The organism is Acinetobacter sp. SH024 (assembly GCF_000163635.1).
In the GTDB taxonomy this organism is placed as follows: domain Bacteria; phylum Pseudomonadota; class Gammaproteobacteria; order Pseudomonadales; family Moraxellaceae; genus Acinetobacter; species Acinetobacter pittii.
This window is the reverse complement of record NZ_GG753602.1, coordinates 89,973-110,248: the sequence shown is the minus strand read 5'-3', so window position 1 is coordinate 110,248 and position 20,276 is coordinate 89,973. Positions and strand designations below refer to the sequence as shown.

Annotated in this window: 16 protein-coding genes, 1 tRNA gene and 1 pseudogene; 1 reads left to right on the top strand and 17 read right to left on the bottom strand. The window is 40.4% G+C overall.

Annotation, left to right across the window (positions count from 1 at the left end; all coding sequences use genetic code 11):
• Window positions 1-55 precede the first annotated feature (55 nt).
• From htpG to HMPREF0013_RS17070, 5 genes are all read right to left on the bottom strand, one after another.
• Entirely contained in the window at window positions 56-1,975 is a 1,920-nt protein-coding gene (htpG, locus tag HMPREF0013_RS17090; RefSeq protein WP_005079391.1) for a molecular chaperone HtpG, read from the bottom strand.
• Window positions 1,976-2,076: 101 nt separating this feature from the next.
• Window positions 2,077-2,430: a lysozyme inhibitor LprI family protein gene (locus tag HMPREF0013_RS17085; RefSeq protein WP_001060531.1), complete on the bottom strand. Its 354-nt coding sequence runs from the start codon at window positions 2,428-2,430 to the stop codon at window positions 2,077-2,079.
• Window positions 2,431-2,617: 187 nt separating this feature from the next.
• A complete protein-coding gene (locus HMPREF0013_RS17080; RefSeq protein ID WP_005079395.1) occupies window positions 2,618-3,208 on the bottom strand; it encodes an OmpW/AlkL family protein in 591 nt (196 codons plus the stop codon).
• Window positions 3,209-3,537: 329 nt separating this feature from the next.
• Entirely contained in the window at window positions 3,538-4,962 is a 1,425-nt protein-coding gene (locus HMPREF0013_RS17075) for a Na+/H+ antiporter family protein (RefSeq protein WP_002114813.1), read from the bottom strand.
• Between the two features lie 101 nt (window positions 4,963-5,063).
• A complete protein-coding gene (locus HMPREF0013_RS17070; RefSeq protein ID WP_078224381.1) occupies window positions 5,064-5,942 on the bottom strand; it encodes an alpha/beta fold hydrolase in 879 nt (292 codons plus the stop codon).
• Between the two features lie 117 nt (window positions 5,943-6,059).
• Here HMPREF0013_RS17070 and HMPREF0013_RS17065 point away from each other — a divergent pair, with 117 nt between their 5' ends.
• Window positions 6,060-6,545 (top strand): DUF4442 domain-containing protein, encoded by a 486-nt coding sequence (locus HMPREF0013_RS17065; RefSeq protein WP_005804125.1) that lies wholly within the window; start codon window positions 6,060-6,062, stop codon window positions 6,543-6,545.
• 43 nt (window positions 6,546-6,588) lie between these two features.
• Here HMPREF0013_RS17065 and HMPREF0013_RS17060 read toward each other — a convergent pair whose 3' ends face one another.
• From HMPREF0013_RS17060 to HMPREF0013_RS17015, 12 genes and pseudogenes are all read right to left on the bottom strand, one after another.
• A complete protein-coding gene (locus HMPREF0013_RS17060; protein WP_002115127.1) occupies window positions 6,589-6,945 on the bottom strand; it encodes a hypothetical protein in 357 nt (118 codons plus the stop codon).
• A gap of 207 nt (window positions 6,946-7,152) precedes the next feature.
• Window positions 7,153-7,518, bottom strand: a complete 366-nt coding sequence (locus HMPREF0013_RS17055) for a hypothetical protein (RefSeq protein WP_025464142.1) — start codon at window positions 7,516-7,518, stop codon at window positions 7,153-7,155.
• 180 nt (window positions 7,519-7,698) lie between these two features.
• The gene (rpoC, locus tag HMPREF0013_RS0105545; protein WP_002114988.1) at window positions 7,699-11,892 is read right to left on the bottom strand and encodes a DNA-directed RNA polymerase subunit beta'; all 4,194 of its coding nucleotides are present in this window, start codon (window positions 11,890-11,892) and stop codon (window positions 7,699-7,701) included.
• 86 nt (window positions 11,893-11,978) lie between these two features.
• On the bottom strand, window positions 11,979-16,067 hold the full coding sequence (gene rpoB, locus HMPREF0013_RS0105540) for a DNA-directed RNA polymerase subunit beta (RefSeq protein WP_002114857.1): 4,089 nt from the start codon (window positions 16,065-16,067) through the stop codon (window positions 11,979-11,981).
• Window positions 16,068-16,371: 304 nt separating this feature from the next.
• Window positions 16,372-16,743, bottom strand: a complete 372-nt coding sequence (gene rplL, locus HMPREF0013_RS17050) for a 50S ribosomal protein L7/L12 (protein WP_001229360.1) — start codon at window positions 16,741-16,743, stop codon at window positions 16,372-16,374.
• A gap of 42 nt (window positions 16,744-16,785) precedes the next feature.
• Complete coding sequence (rplJ, locus tag HMPREF0013_RS17045) at window positions 16,786-17,292, bottom strand: 50S ribosomal protein L10 (RefSeq protein WP_002115099.1); 507 nt, start codon at window positions 17,290-17,292, stop codon at window positions 16,786-16,788.
• A gap of 311 nt (window positions 17,293-17,603) precedes the next feature.
• On the bottom strand, window positions 17,604-18,299 hold the full coding sequence (gene rplA, locus HMPREF0013_RS17040; RefSeq protein ID WP_005804118.1) for a 50S ribosomal protein L1: 696 nt from the start codon (window positions 18,297-18,299) through the stop codon (window positions 17,604-17,606).
• 3 nt (window positions 18,300-18,302) lie between these two features.
• Complete coding sequence (gene rplK / locus HMPREF0013_RS17035; RefSeq protein WP_001074682.1) at window positions 18,303-18,731, bottom strand: 50S ribosomal protein L11; 429 nt, start codon at window positions 18,729-18,731, stop codon at window positions 18,303-18,305.
• A gap of 109 nt (window positions 18,732-18,840) precedes the next feature.
• On the bottom strand, window positions 18,841-19,374 hold the full coding sequence (nusG, locus tag HMPREF0013_RS17030; protein WP_005804109.1) for a transcription termination/antitermination protein NusG: 534 nt from the start codon (window positions 19,372-19,374) through the stop codon (window positions 18,841-18,843).
• A gap of 7 nt (window positions 19,375-19,381) precedes the next feature.
• Window positions 19,382-19,822: a preprotein translocase subunit SecE gene (secE, locus tag HMPREF0013_RS17025; protein WP_002114837.1), complete on the bottom strand. Its 441-nt coding sequence runs from the start codon at window positions 19,820-19,822 to the stop codon at window positions 19,382-19,384.
• A gap of 75 nt (window positions 19,823-19,897) precedes the next feature.
• A tRNA-Trp gene (locus HMPREF0013_RS17020) sits at window positions 19,898-19,973 on the bottom strand.
• A gap of 60 nt (window positions 19,974-20,033) precedes the next feature.
• Window positions 20,034-20,276, bottom strand: a pseudogene (locus HMPREF0013_RS17015) (elongation factor Tu); the annotation flags it as partial.

Genomic DNA, 20,276 nt, shown 5'->3' with positions numbered 1-20,276 from the left:
TCTTTATCCACAAAAAAGCCCCTGACAGTTCAGAGGCTTTTTTTATATCAAAAAATTATTTCAACAATAAGCTATTAATGCGTTTCACGTAAGCTGCTGGGTCTTCAGGTAAACCACCTTCAGCAATCACAGCCTGATCGAAAATCACATTTGCCAAGTCATCAAATTGCTCTGAGCCTTCAAGTTTTTTCACTAAAGGATGCTCAGGGTTAATTTCTAAAATTGGCTTAATTTCAGGTACGGCTTGCCCCGCTTGTTTAAGCATACGAATAAGTTGTGGAGACAACTCACCTTCACTTGTTACTAAACACGCTGGAGAATCAACTAGTCGTGTAGTTACACGTACTTCTTTAGTTTTAGCCTTTAATGAGTCACTTAGTTTCTCAACAACAGGCTTAAACTGTTCAGCTGCTTGCTCAAGTGCTTTCTTCTCTTCAGCATCTTGCAAATCGCCTAAATCAACAGCCCCTTTCGACACATTCTTTAATGGTGTACCGTCAAACTCTTGAACAAAATTCATTGCCCATTCGTCAACACGCTCTGCCATTAATAACACTTCAATGCCTTTTTTCTTAAACAACTCAAGCTGCGGCGAGTTTTTCGCTGCTGCTAGACTGTCAGCAGTCACATAATAGATGGCTTTTTGGCCCTCTTTCATACGTGCCTTATAGTCAGCAAAAGAAGTCGTTACTTCATCATTTGTTGAAGTCGCATAACGTAATAATTTTAAAATACGTTCACGGTTACCAAAGTCTTCGCCCAAGCCTTCTTTAAGTACTGAACCAAACTCACTGTAGAAGGTCTTAAATTTTTCTTGGTCTTTTTCATCTTCCGATTTAGCCAAACCATCAAGTACAGTTAATACACGGCGTGCGTTACCTTCACGAATCGTTTTGACATCACGGCTTTCTTGCAACAACTCACGGCTAACATTAAGCGGTAAATCAGCGCTGTCCACTACACCTTGCACAAAGCGCAAATAGTTTGGAATTAAATTATCCGCATCGTCCATAATAAAGACGCGTTTTACATATAGCTTAATTCCCGCTTTTGCTTCACGTGTAAAAATGTCATGTGGTGCTTTACTTGGAATATAAAGTAATTGGGTATATTCCGTACTACCTTCAACACGGTTATGTGCCCAAGCCAGTGGTGCTTCAAAGTCATGAGTTAAGTTTTTATAGAACTCAATATATTGCTCTTCAGTCACTTCGCTTTTATTACGTGTCCATAAAGCACTTGCCGAGTTAATCGCTTCCCACTCGTCAGTTTTGACCATTTGGCCGCCTTTAGGCTCTTCACCTTCAGCAACCTCTTCTTCTTGCCAAACTTCTTTTTGCATTTCAATTGGCAAACTAATGTGGTCAGAGTATTTATTAACGATTTGCTTAACTTTATAAGATTCTAAATAATCAAGCGCATCATCACGTAAGTGAAGAATAATGTCAGTACCACGTGACGCCTTATCAATTTGCTGAACTTCAAACTCGCCTGTACCACCACTAATCCAGCGCACCCCTTCAGATGCCTCTAGACCCGCACGGCGTGATTCAACCGTAATCTTGTCGGCAACAATAAAACCTGAGTAAAAACCCACACCAAATTGACCAATCAACTGAGCATCTGCTTTTTGATCACCAGTCAATTTTGACATGAAATCTTTAGTACCTGACTTAGCAATTGTACCTAAGTTATCAATTGCTTCTTGCTGGCTTAAACCAATACCATTATCAGAAATCGTTAACGTTTTATCTTCTTTATTTAAACTGATTCGTACATGTAAGTCTGGATCATTTTCATAATATTCAGGATGATTAATTCCTTCAAAACGTAACTTATCACATGCATCTGATGCATTAGAGATAAGTTCACGTAAGAAAATCTCAGGGTTAGAATAGAGAGAATGCGTCACTAAATGTAAAAGCTGGGCAACTTCTGCTTGGAAACTATAATTTTGTGATGCTTGTTCACTCATAAATCACTCCTTAAATTTTGAAGCTGTTTGTTCTCGAATGCTTTATGAATGGAGTACTTCTAGAATTTTTCAATCCTCAATATTAAAAATTTTTACTCTAATTAAAATGGGCCGTGGCTTAACACCCTATCTTGCAATATCGTATCTAACTGCTTTTGACGTTGTTGGTAAGCTTTGCTAATACAACTGACATTGGCAGCACAAGCATTTCTTTTTTTCAGCCATTGCTGCTGAGTATCTTTCTGGTTATCTCGCCCACCCATAGGTAAAGCATGTAAAACGATTTGATACGTCGTTGCCATTTTTACATCTGCATCATTTAAAGAACGGTTTTTACAAATACTTTTTTCCGTTTTCGTTTTTGCAGCATCACACGAAAAACTTGCAGCTTGTAAATTTTGAGTAAAAGCAATACCGCTCAAAAGTGCTAAACAAATCGCTAATTTGTTATTCATGTTTTTATTCCCATGCTTGTAATGAATAGAAATTAGTTTAGAAAAAAACTTGCAGAAAATATGTGTAAAACTGTCTGTTTTATGCTTTTTTTAGTGCAAATAAAATCCATAAAAAAACCTCACATAAAATATATGTGAGGTGCCTGAGTCTAGGTTTATTATTATATTTTTCTATTTATTATTATGCTTAAAATTTATAGCTATAACCCAAAGTATAAACAAAAGGATTAATATCAAGATCAAACTTGTAGTTAGCAATTGATGGATCAATTGTTACTTCCGGACTAATATCAGCATAACGTACATCTACAAATACACCCCAGTTTTTAGCATCAGCAGGTTGGAAATTAAAACCAACTTGACCTGCCAAACCAAAATCTTCTTTAACCTTTACCGCTGCACCTTCTTCATCCCAAGGAATAAATGCTGTAGCACCAATACCAATATACGGTGTGAAACGTGTAGAGTTTTTAAAATGATATTTTGCAGTAATTGTTGGTGGTAATTGTTTTATACGTGCTGCATTTTTACCATCTAGCAATACATCATGATTAATAGGTGTTGCTAATAATAATTCTGCCGAAAATGGAGACTGACCAAAAAAGTATTCTACTGATGGTGTAAATGCATATTCATGATCTGCTTTTACCACGCCTAAAGGTGTTGTTGTATCTTCAGATGGAGCAATAACACTACCACCAAATTTCACTTGCCAGTTACCAGCAAAAGTAAAAGAAGACATCCCCATTAATGCAATAACCAAAACTTTTTTGAACACTTTAATATCTCCAACCTTATTTATATTTATAATAAACATTTATTTTAAAACCATGCAATACTCATTATAAAATTATTTTATAGTTTATTTTTAAACTACTGTTTTAAATAAAATTATATATTATCCAACTATTTTAATAGGTTTTTATTCCAACCTTATTAATCAAGATTATTTTATATTACCAACCATTTTAATATACTTTTAAATTCCGAGTGTTTTAATATAATTTATTTTGAATACATGTTTTATTTAGACAATAAAAAACCTTCTTAATTTAAATCTAAAGATCGTTATTAAGAAGGTTTACACTTTAATATTTTATAAAAACTTTATAAAACCATTGCAGCGATCCAGCCAAAAATTAATAGCGGAATATTAAAGTGAATAAAGGTAGGTACGACTGTATCCCAAATATGATCGTGTTGCCCATCTACACCTAAACCAGCTGTTGGCCCTAAGGTTGAGTCAGAGGCTGGCGATCCAGCATCACCTAATGCTGCTGCTGTACCAATAAGTGCAATCGTTGCTAATGGTGAGAAACCAAACTGCACACATAAAGGCACATAAATAACAGCTAATACAGGAACACTTGAGAAAGATGAACCAATACCAATTGTCACAAATAAGCCAATACAAAGCATTAGGAAAGCAGCAAGCGCGCGGTTATCTCCAATAATCTCGACTACACCATTTACTAGCTGATTAATATCACCAGTATGAGTCATTACTGAGGCGAAACCGGCAGCAGAAATCATGATGAAGCCCACTAAAGCCATCATTCGCATGCCTTGTACAAAGACATCATCTGCATCTTGCCATTTAAAAATTCCGGCAGTAGATAGAACAGCAAAACCGACTAAACCACCCAAAATCATCGAACCTGAATACAGCTGTGCAGCAAGTGTCAAGCCAATTGCGAGCAGTGCCATCAAGATCGTTTTCTTTGCAATAACTGGTGCTTGCTCTGCTTCATGCTTTAACTCTTCAGCATCTGCTTTTAAGTCGGCTGTTTCAACTTGAGTAGTTGCACGAATAGGTTTATCTAAATCAATCGTAGTCACAGGCGTAATCGCACGATCAGCATAAATTCTTGGTTTACGATAGCTAATAAATACAGCAACCAAGGTGCCTAACACCATACCTAAAACAGGAATAGCCATGCCAATTGGCATCATTGCTCGATCAACATGTAAGCCGTACGCTGCCCCAATTTTGTTGATATTTCCCATCAGAATCTGTTCAAGGAAAATTGCACCAAATCCAACCGGAAGAAAAATATAAGTACCAACCAAACCTAACGTAAGTACACAGGCTGCGGCGCGGCGGTCTAATTTTAAATGGTTCATTACCCGTAACAGTGGCGGAACCAGTACAGGAATAAAGGCAATATGAACTGGAATAAGGTTTTGAGAGAAAATAGCAGAAATTAATAAAATACCTAAGAGGAGATATTTCACTTTAGTCTGACGGCTTTTTCCAGCTTCCATTCCCAATAGACCAATCAGCTTATGGGCAAGTAAATCAGGCAATCCAGATTTTGAAAGTGCCAGAGCAAATGCCCCTAACACTGCATAGGCAAGTGCAACTTCAGCACCATCGCCAAGACCAGCGTTAAAAGCTTCAACGGTTTGAGAAAGGCTTAAACCTGCTACGAGGCCGCCCACAATGGCAGAAACCACTAAAGTCAGTACGACAGAAACGCGCGCCAGTGATAATAAGAACATCACTGCAATCGCAATAACGACAGCATTCATGAATAAGTTCAGAGCAAAACAAAAGGCGATATTCTAGCAGATTCATATCTATGAAGCCGAAAATATCGCCGAATTAACAGTTTTATGCAGTTATTTAACTGTTACGCTTGAGCTTTAATAAACTCACGAATATGAGTTGCTATTTTCTCTGGCTCACTCAGAATGGCCCAGTGATTTGCATTAAGCTCTACATATTCAAATTTTTCAACCCACTTTGGCATGGCCTCAGTGATGTATTCTGGGCTTACAAAAGTATCATATTTTAAAATAACAGCTTTTACTGGACACTGCGCATAACGTTGACGTGGGTCGGTTAAGCGAGGAATAAAATTGGCACGATATAAATTAATGCCATATTTACCATCAGCATTAATATTATTATTTAAAGGTAAATTACTTTTCCTCTCCAACTGAGTAAGAACTTTCCCCCATTTTTCTGGGCTAAAAAGAGACCATACAGTTGGTGCTAATAACGGAAGATGGAATGCCCCGATATACCAAGATTTGGTTAATATTTTTAAGATTTGAGATGGTGAAGATTTAAATTTATCACGTAAAAATAAAGCGGCATGATCAAGACATGGTCCAGAAATGGTGGTGTATGATGATAAACGACCTTTGAACTTAGGCTCGGTGACAGACTCCCAAGACTGAATTGATCCCCAATCATGTGCAGCCATATGGAATTGGCGATTTGGCAATAGCTCATCAACAACTTCTTGGAGATCTAGAGATAAACGCTCTAAACGGTAATCACGTATACGTTTTGGTATAGATGATAAACCAGCTCCACGCACATCGTAAGTAACAATATAGAAGTCATTGATTAAATGCTCAATGATTGATTCCCATACTTCTTGATTGTCTGGATAACCATGTACTAAAACCAAGGGAGTATTTTTTTCGTCACCCCATGTTTTAGCACAAAGCGTTTGTTGATCACTTGTTGTTACTGTATGAACTTTTGGCTGCATAATCATTTCCTATCTTGTTTTTCAATCGATCATGTCGTTAGTCGGATAGAGCATTGCCATCAATATAAAAAAGATGATACTTATCTAGTATGAATACTGTTGCAATAAAAAAAATTGACTATTATGGCTATTTTAAGAAGACTTCAGAACAATCCTACGATTTCAAAATTTCTATTTAATCACTATCCCCCTTATCGTGGCGCAGGGATTTATATTGAAATCATGAATTTAGAACTTTGCCATGTGCGTGTAAAGATGCCGCTGACTTGGAAAAACCAAAATTTAGTCGGTACACATTTTGGTGGAAGCCTTTATTCAATGGTTGACCCATTTTATATGATGATTCTTATGCATCATCTCGGATCAAAATATATTGTTTGGGACAAAGCTGCCGAAATCAATTTTCTTTCTCCAGGACGCAGTACTGTACATGCAGATATTCGAGTTGATTTAGCTGAAATAGAACAAATTCGTGAACTTGCCGAGAACTATGAACCTGTTTTAAGAACTTATCATCTAAACATTTTTGATGAATCTGGAGTAAGAATTGCAGAGGTTCAAAAAACGCTTTATATCAGACGTAAAAAAGCAAAATCCTTCCCTCAATAAAAAATAAGCGCTGAAAGCGCTTATTTTTTTATTTATTAATTTTTTATCTTTTCTCTTCAATCGCAGCACCAGCACCACCACCGATCGCACCGCCAATTGCAGCACCAGAGTCACCACCAATCAGTGCTTTACCTACGACTGAACCGATACCAGCACCAATCGCACTCTTAGTCGTTGTCTGTTTACTGCCGCCTTGGGTATTAGAGCCTACGCCTGCACCTACCGCTGCGCCTAAGCCTGCACCAATACCTCCACCTACATGGTTACCTAAACCACCACCAAGTGCTCCACCTGCTGCTGCTGCACCAATACGTTGGTCAGATGGGCTCATATTTTGGCAGCCTGTGAACATAAGTGTAGACAACATTAAAGCAGAAACTAATCCAATTGTTTTTTTCATGACCGTTCTCACAATGATCTGTTCTAGAGAAAAGAATAATCCCCTTTTATGAGGAATTTGATCAGATTGTGTTATCCGTCTGTCCTAATCGATTGATATTTTGTAAAGCTCTGCCTTTTATATTTATTAAGCCAAATTTTAATTATAAAAAAAGAAGTCTTTAATCACATAAAGACTTCTATAGTTTAACAATTATGAAGGATATTTTTAGTACTTCCCTTTCTTCTCTTCATAGGCAGCACCAGCACTACCACCCAATGCTCCACCTGTAGCAGCACCAGCATCACCACCAATAATTGCTCCACCTAATACAGCGCCGACACCAGCACCAATTGCACTATTACGTATGGTTTTACTGCTAGACCCTTTTGCATTAGCCGCAACACCTGCACCCAGTGCCGCTCCTAGACCTGCACCGATATTACCGCCCACGTGTTTTCCTACCGCACCACCTGCGCCACCACCAATAGCAGCTGAACCAATACGTTGACTTTCTGGGCTTGCATTTTGACAACCAACAAACAAAGTTGTAGACATCAGGCCAACACTAACAATCATCATCATTTTTTTCATTAGATTTACTCCAGTATTCATAAGCAGGTAGCCTAATGTGTTTTTGTGGAGTCTTTATCCCGCTTAAGTAATAAAATAATTGCTCTTTAATATGTTTATGTAATTACAATTTAAAATTGTTATAAATAAATATAAATAAAAAAGGCACCCTAAGGTGCCTTTTTTAGTGCCTGTCTAAACTTAGAATTGTTCAGAGTTTAATGCTTGGCTAAATGCTTGGTCTACTTCGCTGAAGTCATTATGAAGCTCATGCTCTGCAGCTTCTGCTTCTTGACGACGACGCTCTAAGTGGTATGCAAGACCAGTACCTGCTGGAATCAAACGACCTACTACAACGTTTTCTTTCAAGCCACGTAAATCATCTTCTTTACCTGTTACAGCCGCTTCAGTTAACACACGAGTTGTTTCCTGGAACGATGCAGCAGAGATGAACGAGTCAGTAGAAAGCGATGCTTTCGTAATACCCATCAATTGACGTTCAAACTTCGCAGGGAACTTGTTCTGAGCCAAGACAGCTTGGTTCTCTTGAACAACGCGGATGTAATCCACTTGCTCGCCTTTAATGAAGCTTGTATCACCGCCATCAGTGATATCAACTTTACGCAACATTTGACGTACGATAACTTCAATGTGCTTATCGTTGATTTTTACACCTTGGAGACGGTAAACGTCTTGAACTTCGTTCACGATGTAGTTAGTTAATGCAACTTCACCTTTCAAACGCAAGATGTCATGTGGGTTTTGTGGACCATCAGAAATAGTCTCACCACGGTTCACATGCTCGCCTTCGAATACGTTAATTTGACGCCATTTTGGAATCAATTCTTCGTAAATCTCAGAACCATCATCAGGAGTAATTACCAAACGGTTTTTACCCTTAGTCTCTTTACCGAAGCTTACAACACCTGATACTTCAGCAAGAATTGCATGCTCTTTTGGCTTACGCGCTTCGAACAAGTCAGCTACACGCGGAAGACCACCGGTAATATCACGAGTACGTGATGTTTCTTGTGGTACACGACCAATAACGTCACCCACACCAATCGTTTCGCCATCACGGACAGTTACGATTGTATTTTGTGGCAAGAAGTAGAACTGTTCGCCGCCATCTGTTGTATCCAACACGATTGCAGGACGTAAATCCTTACCAGAAGCAGGACGAGCTGTTACAGGCAAGATTTCAACAGTAGTCATACCAGTTGCATCATCAGTTTTCGATGTTGCAGTTACGCCATCAGCGATTTGGCTGAAGCGCGCTTTACCAGCAACTTCTGTTACCAATGGATGTGTATGCGGATCCCAAGTCGCTACGATACCGCCAGCTTCTACAGCTTCACCATCTTTCAACAAGATGCTTGCACCGTAAGGAAGTTTATAACGCTCGCGCTCACGACCTAAATCATCGGCAATACCAATTTCACCTGAACGTGAAACTGAAACCAAGTGGCCTTTTGCATGTTGTACAGTTTTCACGTTATGGAAACGTACAGTACCTTTGTTACGTACTTGAACACTGTTCGCAGCAGAAGTTCGGCTCGCAGCACCACCAACGTGGAACGTACGCATCGTTAACTGTGTACCTGGCTCACCGATTGACTGTGCAGCCATTACACCAACTGATTCACCTGGGTTCACCAAGTGACCACGTGCAAGGTCACGACCATAACAACGAGCACATACACCGAATGTTGATTCACATGCGATTACTGAGCGTACTTTAACTTCATCGACACCAGCTTCTTCAAGCTGAGCTGCGATTTTCTCGTCAATTAACGTACCGCGAGGTAATACAACTTCATCATCAGATGCACGACGTACATCTTCAGCAGTTACACGACCTAAAACGCGGTCACGTAATGGCTCGATGACATCACCACCCTGAATGAATGGAGTCATTACTAAACCACCCGCTGTACCACAGTCAGGTTCAGTAATTACCAAGTCTTGCGCTACGTCTACAAGACGACGAGTCAAGTAACCAGAGTTCGCAGTTTTCAATGCTGTATCGGCCAAACCTTTACGCGCACCGTGTGTTGAAATAAAGTACTGAAGTACTGTTAAACCTTCACGGAAGTTCGCTTTAATCGGAGTCTCAATAATCGAGCCATCCGGTTTTGCCATCAAACCACGCATACCAGCAAGCTGACGAATCTGCGCCGCACTACCACGGGCACCAGAGTCAGACATCATATAGATGCTGTTGAATGATTTTTGTTTCTCATCTTCACCTTGTTTGTTTTTAACAAGTGTATAAGACAAGTTATCCATCATTGCTTTAGCAACTTGGTCGTTTGTACGCGCCCAGATATCGACAACTTTGTTATAACGCTCACCAGCAGTTACGAAACCTTGTTCGAACTGTTGTTCGATTTCACGAACTTCTGTTTCTGCTTTATCAATAATTGTGTGCTTAGTAGGTGGAATGAGCATGTCTTCCATACCTACAGATACACCTGAACGAGTCGCTTGACGGAAGCCCAAGTACATTAATTGGTCAGCAAAGATAACTGTATCTTTCAAACCAAGTTTACGGTAGCAAGAGTTGATCAATTTAGAGATGTTCTTTTTAGTCATCTCAAGGTTGATCATGTCAAAGCTTAAGCCTTGTGGAACAATTTCCCAAAGCAAACAACGACCAGGTGTTGTATCAACAATAATAGTTTGGTGTTCACGTTCACCATTTTCATTGATAACAGTTTGGTGTACACGTACTTTAACACGCGCATGGATAGCAACCTGTCCAGTAGCAAGTGCACGGTTTACCTCATGAGTATCCGCAAACACCATGCCTTCACCTTTGGCATTTACAGCATCACGTGTGATGTAGTAAAGACCCAAGACAACGTCCTGAGAAGGAACAATGATTGGCTCACCGTTTGCTGGTGACAAGATGTTGTTTGTTGACATCATCAATGCACGAGCTTCTAACTGTGCTTCAAGTGTCAATGGAACGTGTACCGCCATTTGGTCACCATCGAAGTCGGCGTTAAACGCAGCACAAACGAGTGGGTGAAGACGGATTGCCTTACCTTCAATAAGAATAGGTTCAAATGCTTGAAGACCTAAACGGTGAAGTGTTGGCGCACGGTTCAACATTACTGGGTGTTGACGAATTACAGAAGCAAGAACGTCCCAAACTTCCGGAGTCTCACGCTCAACCATTTTCTTCGCAGCTTTAATGGTAGTTGCCTGACCTGAAGCTTGTAGTTTCGCGAAAATGAATGGCTTGAATAATTCAAGTGCCATTTTCTTCGGAAGACCACATTGGTGAAGACGTAAAGTAGGACCTACAGTAATTACCGAACGACCAGAATAGTCAACACGCTTACCTAATAAGTTCTGACGGAAACGACCTTGTTTACCTTTGATCATATCTGCCAAAGATTTTAATGGACGCTTGTTAGAACCAGTAATTGCACGACCACGACGACCGTTATCAAGCAATGCATCTACAGACTCTTGTAACATACGTTTTTCGTTACGTACGATGATATCTGGAGCAGCAAGGTCAAGAAGACGCTTCAAACGGTTGTTACGGTTAATGACACGACGGTATAAATCGTTCAAGTCAGAAGTCGCGAAACGACCACCTTCAAGTGGAACTAATGGACGTAAATCAGGTGGAAGTACCGGAAGTACATTCATCACCATCCATTCTGGCTTGTTGTTTGAATCTTTGAATGCTTCCATCAATTTCAAGCGTTTAGACGCTTTTTTCAACTTCGTTTCAGAAGTTGTTTGAGGAATTTCTTCACGTAAACGTGCGATTTCAGCTTCAAGATCGATATCTTTCAACAAGTCCTGAACCGCTTCTGCACCCATTTTCGCAGTGAATTCATCACCGTGTTCTTCAAGTGCATTGAAGTATTCTTCGTCTGTTAAAAGTTGATACTTTTCAAACGGAGTCATACCTGGGTCAGTTACAACGTATGATTCGAAATACAATACACGTTCGATATCACGAAGTGTCATATCTAATAATAAACCGATACGGCTCGGTAACGATTTTAAGAACCAGATATGTGCAACTGGAGAAGCAAGTTCAATGTGACCCATACGTTCACGACGAACTTTCGCTGTAGTTACTTCAACGCCACATTTTTCACAAATGACGCCTTTGTATTTCATACGCTTGTATTTACCACACAAGCATTCGTAATCTTTTACTGGACCAAAAATTTTGGCACAGAACAAACCGTCACGTTCAGGTTTAAAAGTACGGTAGTTAATTGTCTCAGGTTTTTTAACTTCACCATGAGACCATGACTTAATCATTTCTGGTGACGCAAGACCAATACGGATACGGTCAAACTCAATTGGTGCATGACCATCTGAGTCCGTTTTCTTACGCATGATATCGAGCAAGTCTTTCAATTTTTTTCTCCGTGTGTCGGGAAGCAACGCTTACCCGACTGGGTCACAAATATTGTTTTTACCTAAAAAATCGTGAGTCTTACGACTTAATCACCATTTTTCAGTTCAATGTTGATACCTAAAGAACGGATCTCTTTGGTCAATACGTTGAACGATTCAGGCATACCCGGATCCATATAATGGTTACCATCTACAATATTCTTATAGATGCGTGTACGACCTTCAACGTCATCCGACTTAACAGTTAACATCTCTTGGAGAGTATATGCTGCGCCGTAAGCTTCGAGTGCCCAGACCTCCATCTCACCGAAACGCTGACCACCGAATTGTGCTTTACCACCAAGCGGTTGCTGTGTAACAAGAGAGTAAGAACCAGTTGAACGCGCATGCATCTTGTCATCAACCAAGTGGTTCAATTTGAGCATGTACATGTAACCTACAGTTACAGGACGATCAAACTGTTCACCAGTACGGCCATCAAACAATACTGTTTGACCTGTACGAGAGATACCAGCTAACTCAAGCAAGTCTTTAATTTGGCTTTCTTCAGCACCATCGAATACAGGAGTAGCCAAAGGTACACCTGCACGTAAGTTGCCTGAAAGTGCCAAGACTTCAGCATCAGTTAAGCTATCAAGATCTTCTTGCTCACCACCGACTTTGTTATAAATCTTGTCTAAGAATTCACGCAGTTCTAAAACTGTACGCTGTTCTTTCAACATTTTCTCGATTTTATCACCAAGCCCTTTAGCCGCCATACCTAAGTGAGTCTCAAGAATCTGACCCACGTTCATACGAGATGGTACGCCCAACGGGTTCAATACGATATCTACTGGTACACCGTTAGCATCGTGTGGCATGTCTTCAACAGGTAAGATGTTAGATACAACACCCTTGTTACCGTGACGACCAGCCATCTTATCACCAGGCTGAATACGACGTTTAACAGCTAAGTAAACTTTAACAACTTTCAATACGCCAGTTGTTAATTCATCACCTGTTGCAAGCTTACGTTTCTTCTCAGCGAATTTCTCGTCAATTTCTGCGCTCTTTTCTTTTAAGAACACTTGAATTTGAGTTAAACGCTCAGCGATTGCTTCATCTGCCGGTTGAATTTCAAGTAAATCAACAAGCTCTAAACCAGATAACACTTCTTCAACGAGTTTGTCACCACGTTTAGTTGAACCACCGCCATTAGACTCTTGGCCTTTAAGCAAACGAATTACACGCTCACGAGCTGCTTCTTCAAAGATCTTGTATTCTTCTTTCAAGTCTTTACGGTAAGCATCAAGTTGTGCTTTTTCGATCGCCAATGCACGGTCATCTTTCTCTAAGCCATCACGAGTGAAGACTTGAACATCGATAACTGTACCTTTTGTACCAGATGGAACACGTAAAGATGAATCTTTAACGTCAGCTGCTTTCTCACCAAAGATTGCACGAAGCAATTTTTCTTCAGGAGTTAACTGTGTTTCACCTTTAGGCGTTACTTTACCAACGAGGATGTCACCTGCTGTAACTTCAGCACCGATATAAACAATACCTGATTCATCAAGTTTAGAAAGTGCAGCTTCACCAACGTTAGGAATATCAGCAGTAATTTCTTCTGCACCTAACTTAGTATCACGCGCTACACAAGATAATTCTTGAATATGAATAGAAGTTAAACGGTCTTCTTGAAGTACACGCTCAGATAATAAGATCGAGTCTTCATAGTTGTAACCATTCCAAGTCATGAACGCAACGCGCATGTTTTGACCAAGCGCAAGCTCACCCATATCTGTAGACGGGCCATCTGCCAAGATATCACCGCGAGCAACTTTGTCGCCCAAATTCACGATAATATTTTGGTTGATACAAGTGTTCTGGTTAGAACGCGTATATTTAATGAGGTTGTAGATATCTACACCTGCCTCACCAGCGATCATTTCATCTTCGTTTACACGAATAACGATACGAGAAGCATCTACGTATTCAATTGCACCACCACGGTTTGCGATTACACACACACCTGAGTCACGTGCAACGTTCGCTTCCATACCTGTACCTACAAGCGGTTTATCCGCACGTAGAGTAGGAACTGCCTGACGTTGCATGTTTGAACCCATAAGTGCACGGTTCGCGTCATCGTGTTCAAGGAACGGAATAAGTGATGCAGCAACAGATACGACCTGCTGAGCAGAAACGTCCATATGCGTCACTTTTTCTGGTGGCATACGTACGAATTCACCTTGATGACGAACAGAAACAAACTCTTCTGTTAAGTTGCCATCTTTATCTACTGCAGAATCGGCCTGTGCAATAACAGTACCTACTTCTTCAATCGCAGAAAGGTATTCAACTGCATCAGTTACTCGACCATCTACCACTTTACGGTAAGGTGTTTCCAAGAAACCAAAGTCATTTGCTTTTGCATATACTGAAAGCGAATTGATCAAACCAATGTTTGGACCTTCCGGCGTTTCAATTGGACATACACGACCATAGTGAGTTTGATGTACGTCACGTACTTCAAAGCCCGCACGTTCACGTGTTAAACCACCAGGCCCAAGCGCTGATACACGACGCTTATGCGTAATCTCAGATAATGGGTTGTTTTGGTCCATGAACTGAGATAATTGGCTTGAACCAAAGAATTCTTTGATTGCAGCTGCAACTGGTTTAGCGTTAATTAGATCTTGTGGAGACAAGTTATCTGTTTCTGCTTGGCTTAAACGTTCTTTAACTGCACGTTCAACACGAACTAAACCAACACGGAATTGGTTTTCAGTCATTTCACCAACAGAACGTACACGACGGTTACCCAAGTGATCGATATCATCGACTTCACCTTTACCGTTACGGATTTCAACTAATGTACGTAATACATCAATGATATCTTCGTGCGATAAAATACCTTCTACTTCACGTGACTTCTGGTCAGTACCAACTTCGTATGGACGACCCAAACGACGGTTGAACTTCATACGACCTACTGGAGATAAGTCATAACGCTCAGAAGAGAAGAATAAGTTATTGAATAAGTTTTCAGCAGCTTCTTTTGTTGGCGGCTCGCCTGGACGCATTACTTTATAAATTTCAACTAATGCTTCTTCACGACCAGCTGTTGTATCTGCACGTAAAGTGTCAGCAACAAACGAACCACGGTCAATATCGTTCGTAAACAAGATATTGAACTGTTTAACACCACCTTCTGCCAACTTCACCATAACTTCATGGCTTAACAAAGTATTCGCAGCAATTACTTCACCATCACGCAAAGTAATATTTTCAGCAGTGATACGCTCATATAAGTATTCATCAGGAACTGAAAGTTTTGTTAAACCAGCAGCTTCCATTTGACGTACGTGACGAGCATTAATACGTTTACCTTGCTCAACAATAACTTTACCGTCATTGTCAGCAATATCAAATTGAGCCATTTCCCCACGTAAACGTTCAGGGACTAGGTCAATCTGGTAACTGCCCATATCAAGATACACAGGTACTTTTTCATAGAACAAATTCAAGATTTGTTCGTTGTTATAACCTAGTGCACGTAACACAACAGTAGCAAGTAATTTACGACGACGGTCAATACGTACGTAAACTAAGTCTTTTGCATCAAATTCAAAGTCTAACCATGAACCACGGTAAGGAATGATACGTGCTGAATACAACACTTTACCACTTGAGTGGGTTTTACCTTTATCGTGATCAAAGAAAACGCCTGGTGAACGATGTAATTGAGATACGATTACACGCTCAGTACCATTAATGACGAATGTACCATTTTCAGTCATGAGTGGGATTTCACCCATATAGACTTCTTGTTCTCTTACGTCTTTAATTGATTTAGTTTCGCGATCTTTAATAATCAAACGAATTTTAACGCGCATTGGTGCCGCATAAGTCGAACCACGAAGAATACATTCGCGTACATCGAACTCAGGTTTACCAAGGCTATACTCAACAAATTCTAAAGCAGCATTGCCAGAATAACTTTCGATAGGAAAAACTGAACGAAATGCGGCTTGGAGACCGATATCTTCGCGGTTTTTTGGAGTTTTGCCATCTTGCAAGAATGTTCTGTACGAATCGACCTGAATCGAAAGTAAGTACGGTGCATCCATTACTTGGGGCAATTTACCAAAATTCTTACGGATCCGTTTCTTTTCGGTATATGAGTATGCCATCTGGAGTCCTCGGAAAGTAAACTAAGCCCGCCTGCAGAACGGGCTCAGAAGGAATTACGCAGGCCGATATGGCCACCACTGTTTACAAATGCTGCAATTTTTAGTGGTATAAAAACGCTTAACAATATTTTTAAAAAAGAAAAATATTGGTAAACATTTGAAATTACTTGTCTTATTTTGATTTTCTCAAAAATCAAACAAAACTAACAAAAATCGAGCCGATTATTGTAACGCAAAAAGGCTGATGACCCAAGAGCCATCAGCCATTTTATGGAGCCGATTTAAAAACCGACTCCTTTTACAATTACTTAAGTGTAACTGTAGCACCAGCTTCTTCAAGTTTCTTCTTAAGTTCTTCGCCTTCTTCTTTAGAAACGCCTTCTTTAAGAACTTGAGGAGCACCTTCAACTAGGTCTTTAGCTTCTTTAAGACCAAGGCCAGTTGCTTCACGAACTGCTTTAATTACAGCTACTTTGTTAGCACCGAAAGAAGTCAACTCAACGTTGAATTCAGATTGTTCTTCAGCAGCAGCAGCAGCGCCACCAGCTGGAGCAGCAACAGCAACAGCTGCAGCTGAAACGTTGAATTTCTCTTCGAAAGCAGAAATTAATTCAACAAGTTCAAGAACAGTTTTTTCAGCAACTGCGTTTAAGATTTCTTCGTTAGTTAAAGCCATGAGAATAACTCCAAATGGATATTGAATGGTGTGTAAAATTGATTAAGCAGCTTCTGACTCGTTTTTCTCTTTGAGCGCTGTAATAAGGCGACCCAATTTCGAAATAGGAGCTTGAAGGACAGAGGCAAGCATAGTAAGAGCTTTCTCTTGGTTCGGAAGGTTTGCAATTACGCTAACGTCAGCACCTTGATAAACTTTGCCGTCAAATGCAGCAGCTTTTAATTCAAATGCTTTGTTAGTTTTAGCAAAATCTTCGAACAAACGTGCAGCTGCACCCATGTCATCTTCAGAAGTTGAAAAACCTAGAATTGTTGGACCAACAAGGTTGTCGTTCAAGATATTGAATTGAGTATCTTGAAGTGCGCGTTTAGCTAAAGTGTTACGTACAATACGTGTAGAAACACCTAACTTACGAGCTTCAACACGAAGTGTTGTTAATTGCTCTACGCTTAAACCTTGGTAGTCAGCAACAACGGCTGCAAACGCCTTAGAAGCAACTTCACTTACTTCCGCGACGATCTGTTTTTTGTCTTCAATAAGAAGAGCCATTGTAAAACCTCCTAAGGTGATTTATGTACCCAATGGGCACACTCCCAATTCGTAAGCCTTTCGACTTACACGCGGAGGAGGAACAAATCACACCACCGCGTCTACGCAGGCTGGTTTATTAAGAAAAGTGCTATTCGAAAATGACATCTTTTCGCCTGAGGTCTTTGACGCTGATAAATTCTCATTTATCAATTCAAAGTCCGCCTGATGAGTAAGGGATAAAGCTTTGCCCTACCCAACCAAATAGAAAAATATTTCTATTTAAGTTCTGTCCCCAATCAGGACTTTAAAATTCTTTACTAAGTCTAAACTTAGTTAGAAACGTTGTTTACATCAACAGTAAGACCAGGACCCATAGTTGAGCTCAAAGTGATCTTTTTGATGTATACACCTTTAGAAGTTGCAGGTTTTAACTTTTTCAAGTCAGCAACTAAAGTTTCAACGTTTTGACGGATAGCAGCAGCATCAAAGCCTACTTGACCGATCGCAGCATGGATAATACCCGCTTTGTCTACACGGTAACGAGCCTGACCAGATTTAGCGTTTTTAACAGCATTCGCTACGTCAGGAGTTACAGTACCAACTTTAGGGTTTGGCATTAAACCACGTGGACCAAGAATTGTACCGAGCTTACCAACAACACGCATAGCGTCAGGAGCAGCGATTACAACATCAAAGTCAAGGTTTCCACCTTGGATGCTTTCAGCAAGGTCATCAAAACCTACAACATCAGCACCAGCTTCTTTAGCAGCTTCTGCTTGCGCGCCTTGAGCAAATACAGCTACACGTACAGTTTTACCAGTACCTGCAGGTAATGTAGTTGCACCACGAACAACCTGGTCAGATTTACGTGGGTCTACACCAAGATTTACAGCTACATCCAAAGATTCTTTGAACTTTGCAGCAGGTAGGCTGTTAAGAACTTGTACTGCTTCTTCCAAAGTGTAAACTTTGTTTGCTTCAACAGCAGCAGCAATGGCTTTTTGACGTTTAGTTAACTTTGCCATGTCTTATAGCTCCACTTCCAAGCCCATAGAACGTGCAGAACCAGCGATGGTACGAACACGTGCGTCTAAATCAGCACCAGTTAAATCCGGTTCTTTAGTAGTCGCAATTTCTTCTAACTGAGCACGAGTCAACTTACCAACTTTAGTTTTGTTTGGTACAGATGAACCCTTTTGAATACCAGCAGCTTTCTTAAGAAGAATAGAAGCTGGAGGAGTTTTCATGATGAATGTGAACGACTTGTCGTTGTACACAGTAATCACTACAGGAATTGGAAGACCTGGTTCAACTTTTTGTGTAGCAGCATTGAATTCTTTACAGAATGCCATGATGTTTACACCACGTTGACCTAACGCAGGACCAATTGGTGGAGATGGATTTGCTTTACCAGCTGGAACTTGCAGCTTGATATAGCCGTCAATCTTCTTAGCCATTTTAAAATACCTCTGGGTACAAACGCCGCTAGGCTCCCCAATCTTTACGCAACACTACTGTTACAACAACAATGCCCGATAAAATCGGGCGCTTTTCAACCAATTGAGATTAAATCGTTTTTTCGACTTGGCGAAACTCGAGTTCAACCTGAGTTGGTCGATTAAATACATTAATCGTCAACGTTAAACGTGACTTATCGTATTGAACCTCTTCCACCACACCTTTAAAGTCTGTGAATGGACCGTCAATAACAAGTAATTCTTCACCTGGCTCAAACATCGTTTTAGGACGTGGCGCTTCACCAGTATTACGTACACGCGCAAGAATCGCATCTGCTTCACGTTGAGTGATTGGTGCTGGTTTTTCAGGTGTACCACCGATAAAACCTAGAACCTTTGGACATTCTTTAACGATATGCCAAGTATCATCATTCATTTCCATTTCGACTAACACATAGCCAGGAAAGAATTTACGCTCAGATTTACGTTTCTTACCATCCTTCATTTCTACCACTTCTTCGGTAGGAACAAGGACATCACCAAAGCTACCGGCAACAGCGCTACGCTGGATTCGTTCTGTAAGTGAACGCATCACTTGTTTTTCATAGCCAGAGTAGGCATGAATAATGTACCAACGTTTCATAGCTCTTTTACCCGATAATCAACTTAATTAACCAACCCAAACCATAGTCAAAGCACCATAAAACCAATGATGCAACAACTACAACCAATAGAACCTGCCACGATGTAGTGACTGTTTCTTGTTTTGTTGGCCAAGTTACTCGACGCAATTCGACTCGTGCATCTTTTAGCAAGCGAACGAAGCCTTTACCTTGATGGGTGGCGTATAATAAACCTAAAGCCACAACGATACAAGCAAAAATTGCCCCAACGCGCACCCAAACATTATTTGCAGGTGCCCAATACGCTGGCAAATGCTGATTCACCATGGTAGCTAAAAGCAACAATGCTATTGCTATCACCCATAGAACAATATCTAAAGGCGAACCAGAACGAACAACTTCAGCAGAATTATTTCTTTGAGGAATTGGCGCGTCGCTCAATGCGTCACGCGATTTATCATTCGACATTTTTGTACTCGTCGTAGAACTCGCGACTTATTATATGAACAACTAAGCCAGCATCAAGCTTTTTATTTCAAAATATGGCAGGTCAGGAGGGACTCGAACCCCCAACATTCGGTTTTGGAGACCGACGCTCTACCAATTGAACTACTGACCTATAATGCAAGTTGAGAGCCAAAGCCCTCAACCTGAGACGTAATCCGTCACTATAATATGCTTATGCAGTTACTTTCGCAACAACACCAGCACCTACAGTACGACCACCTTCACGGATCGCAAAACGTAGACCTGGGTCCATTGCGATTGGGTGGATTAATTCTACTGACATTTCAACGTTGTCGCCTGGCATAACCATTTCAACGCCGTCTTGTAATTGGATTGCACCAGTTACGTCAGTTGTACGGAAGTAGAACTGTGGACGGTAACCATTTAAGAATGGAGTGTGACGACCACCTTCTTC

Bases quoted from the DNA above. Each gene is read 5' to 3' on its own strand.
- htpG (WP_005079391.1), bottom strand. From the start codon at position 1,975: ATGAGTGAACAAGCATCACAAAATTATAGTTTCCAAGCAGAAGTTGCC.
- HMPREF0013_RS17085 (WP_001060531.1), bottom strand. From the start codon at position 2,430: ATGAATAACAAATTAGCGATTTGTTTAGCACTTTTGAGCGGTATTGCT.
- HMPREF0013_RS17075 (WP_002114813.1), bottom strand. From the start codon at position 4,962: ATGAATGCTGTCGTTATTGCGATTGCAGTGATGTTCTTATTATCACTG.
- HMPREF0013_RS17070 (WP_078224381.1), bottom strand. From the start codon at position 5,942: ATGATTATGCAGCCAAAAGTTCATACAGTAACAACAAGTGATCAACAA.
- HMPREF0013_RS17065 (WP_005804125.1), top strand. From the start codon at position 6,060: ATGGCTATTTTAAGAAGACTTCAGAACAATCCTACGATTTCAAAATTT.
- HMPREF0013_RS17060 (WP_002115127.1), bottom strand. From the start codon at position 6,945: ATGAAAAAAACAATTGGATTAGTTTCTGCTTTAATGTTGTCTACACTT.
- HMPREF0013_RS17055 (WP_025464142.1), bottom strand. From the start codon at position 7,518: ATGAAAAAAATGATGATGATTGTTAGTGTTGGCCTGATGTCTACAACT.
- rpoB (WP_002114857.1), bottom strand. From the start codon at position 16,067: ATGGCATACTCATATACCGAAAAGAAACGGATCCGTAAGAATTTTGGT.
- rplL (WP_001229360.1), bottom strand. From the start codon at position 16,743: ATGGCTTTAACTAACGAAGAAATCTTAAACGCAGTTGCTGAAAAAACT.
- rplJ (WP_002115099.1), bottom strand. From the start codon at position 17,292: ATGGCTCTTCTTATTGAAGACAAAAAACAGATCGTCGCGGAAGTAAGT.
- rplA (WP_005804118.1), bottom strand. From the start codon at position 18,299: ATGGCAAAGTTAACTAAACGTCAAAAAGCCATTGCTGCTGCTGTTGAA.
- rplK (WP_001074682.1), bottom strand. From the start codon at position 18,731: ATGGCTAAGAAGATTGACGGCTATATCAAGCTGCAAGTTCCAGCTGGT.
- nusG (WP_005804109.1), bottom strand. From the start codon at position 19,374: ATGAAACGTTGGTACATTATTCATGCCTACTCTGGCTATGAAAAACAA.
- secE (WP_002114837.1), bottom strand. From the start codon at position 19,822: ATGTCGAATGATAAATCGCGTGACGCATTGAGCGACGCGCCAATTCCT.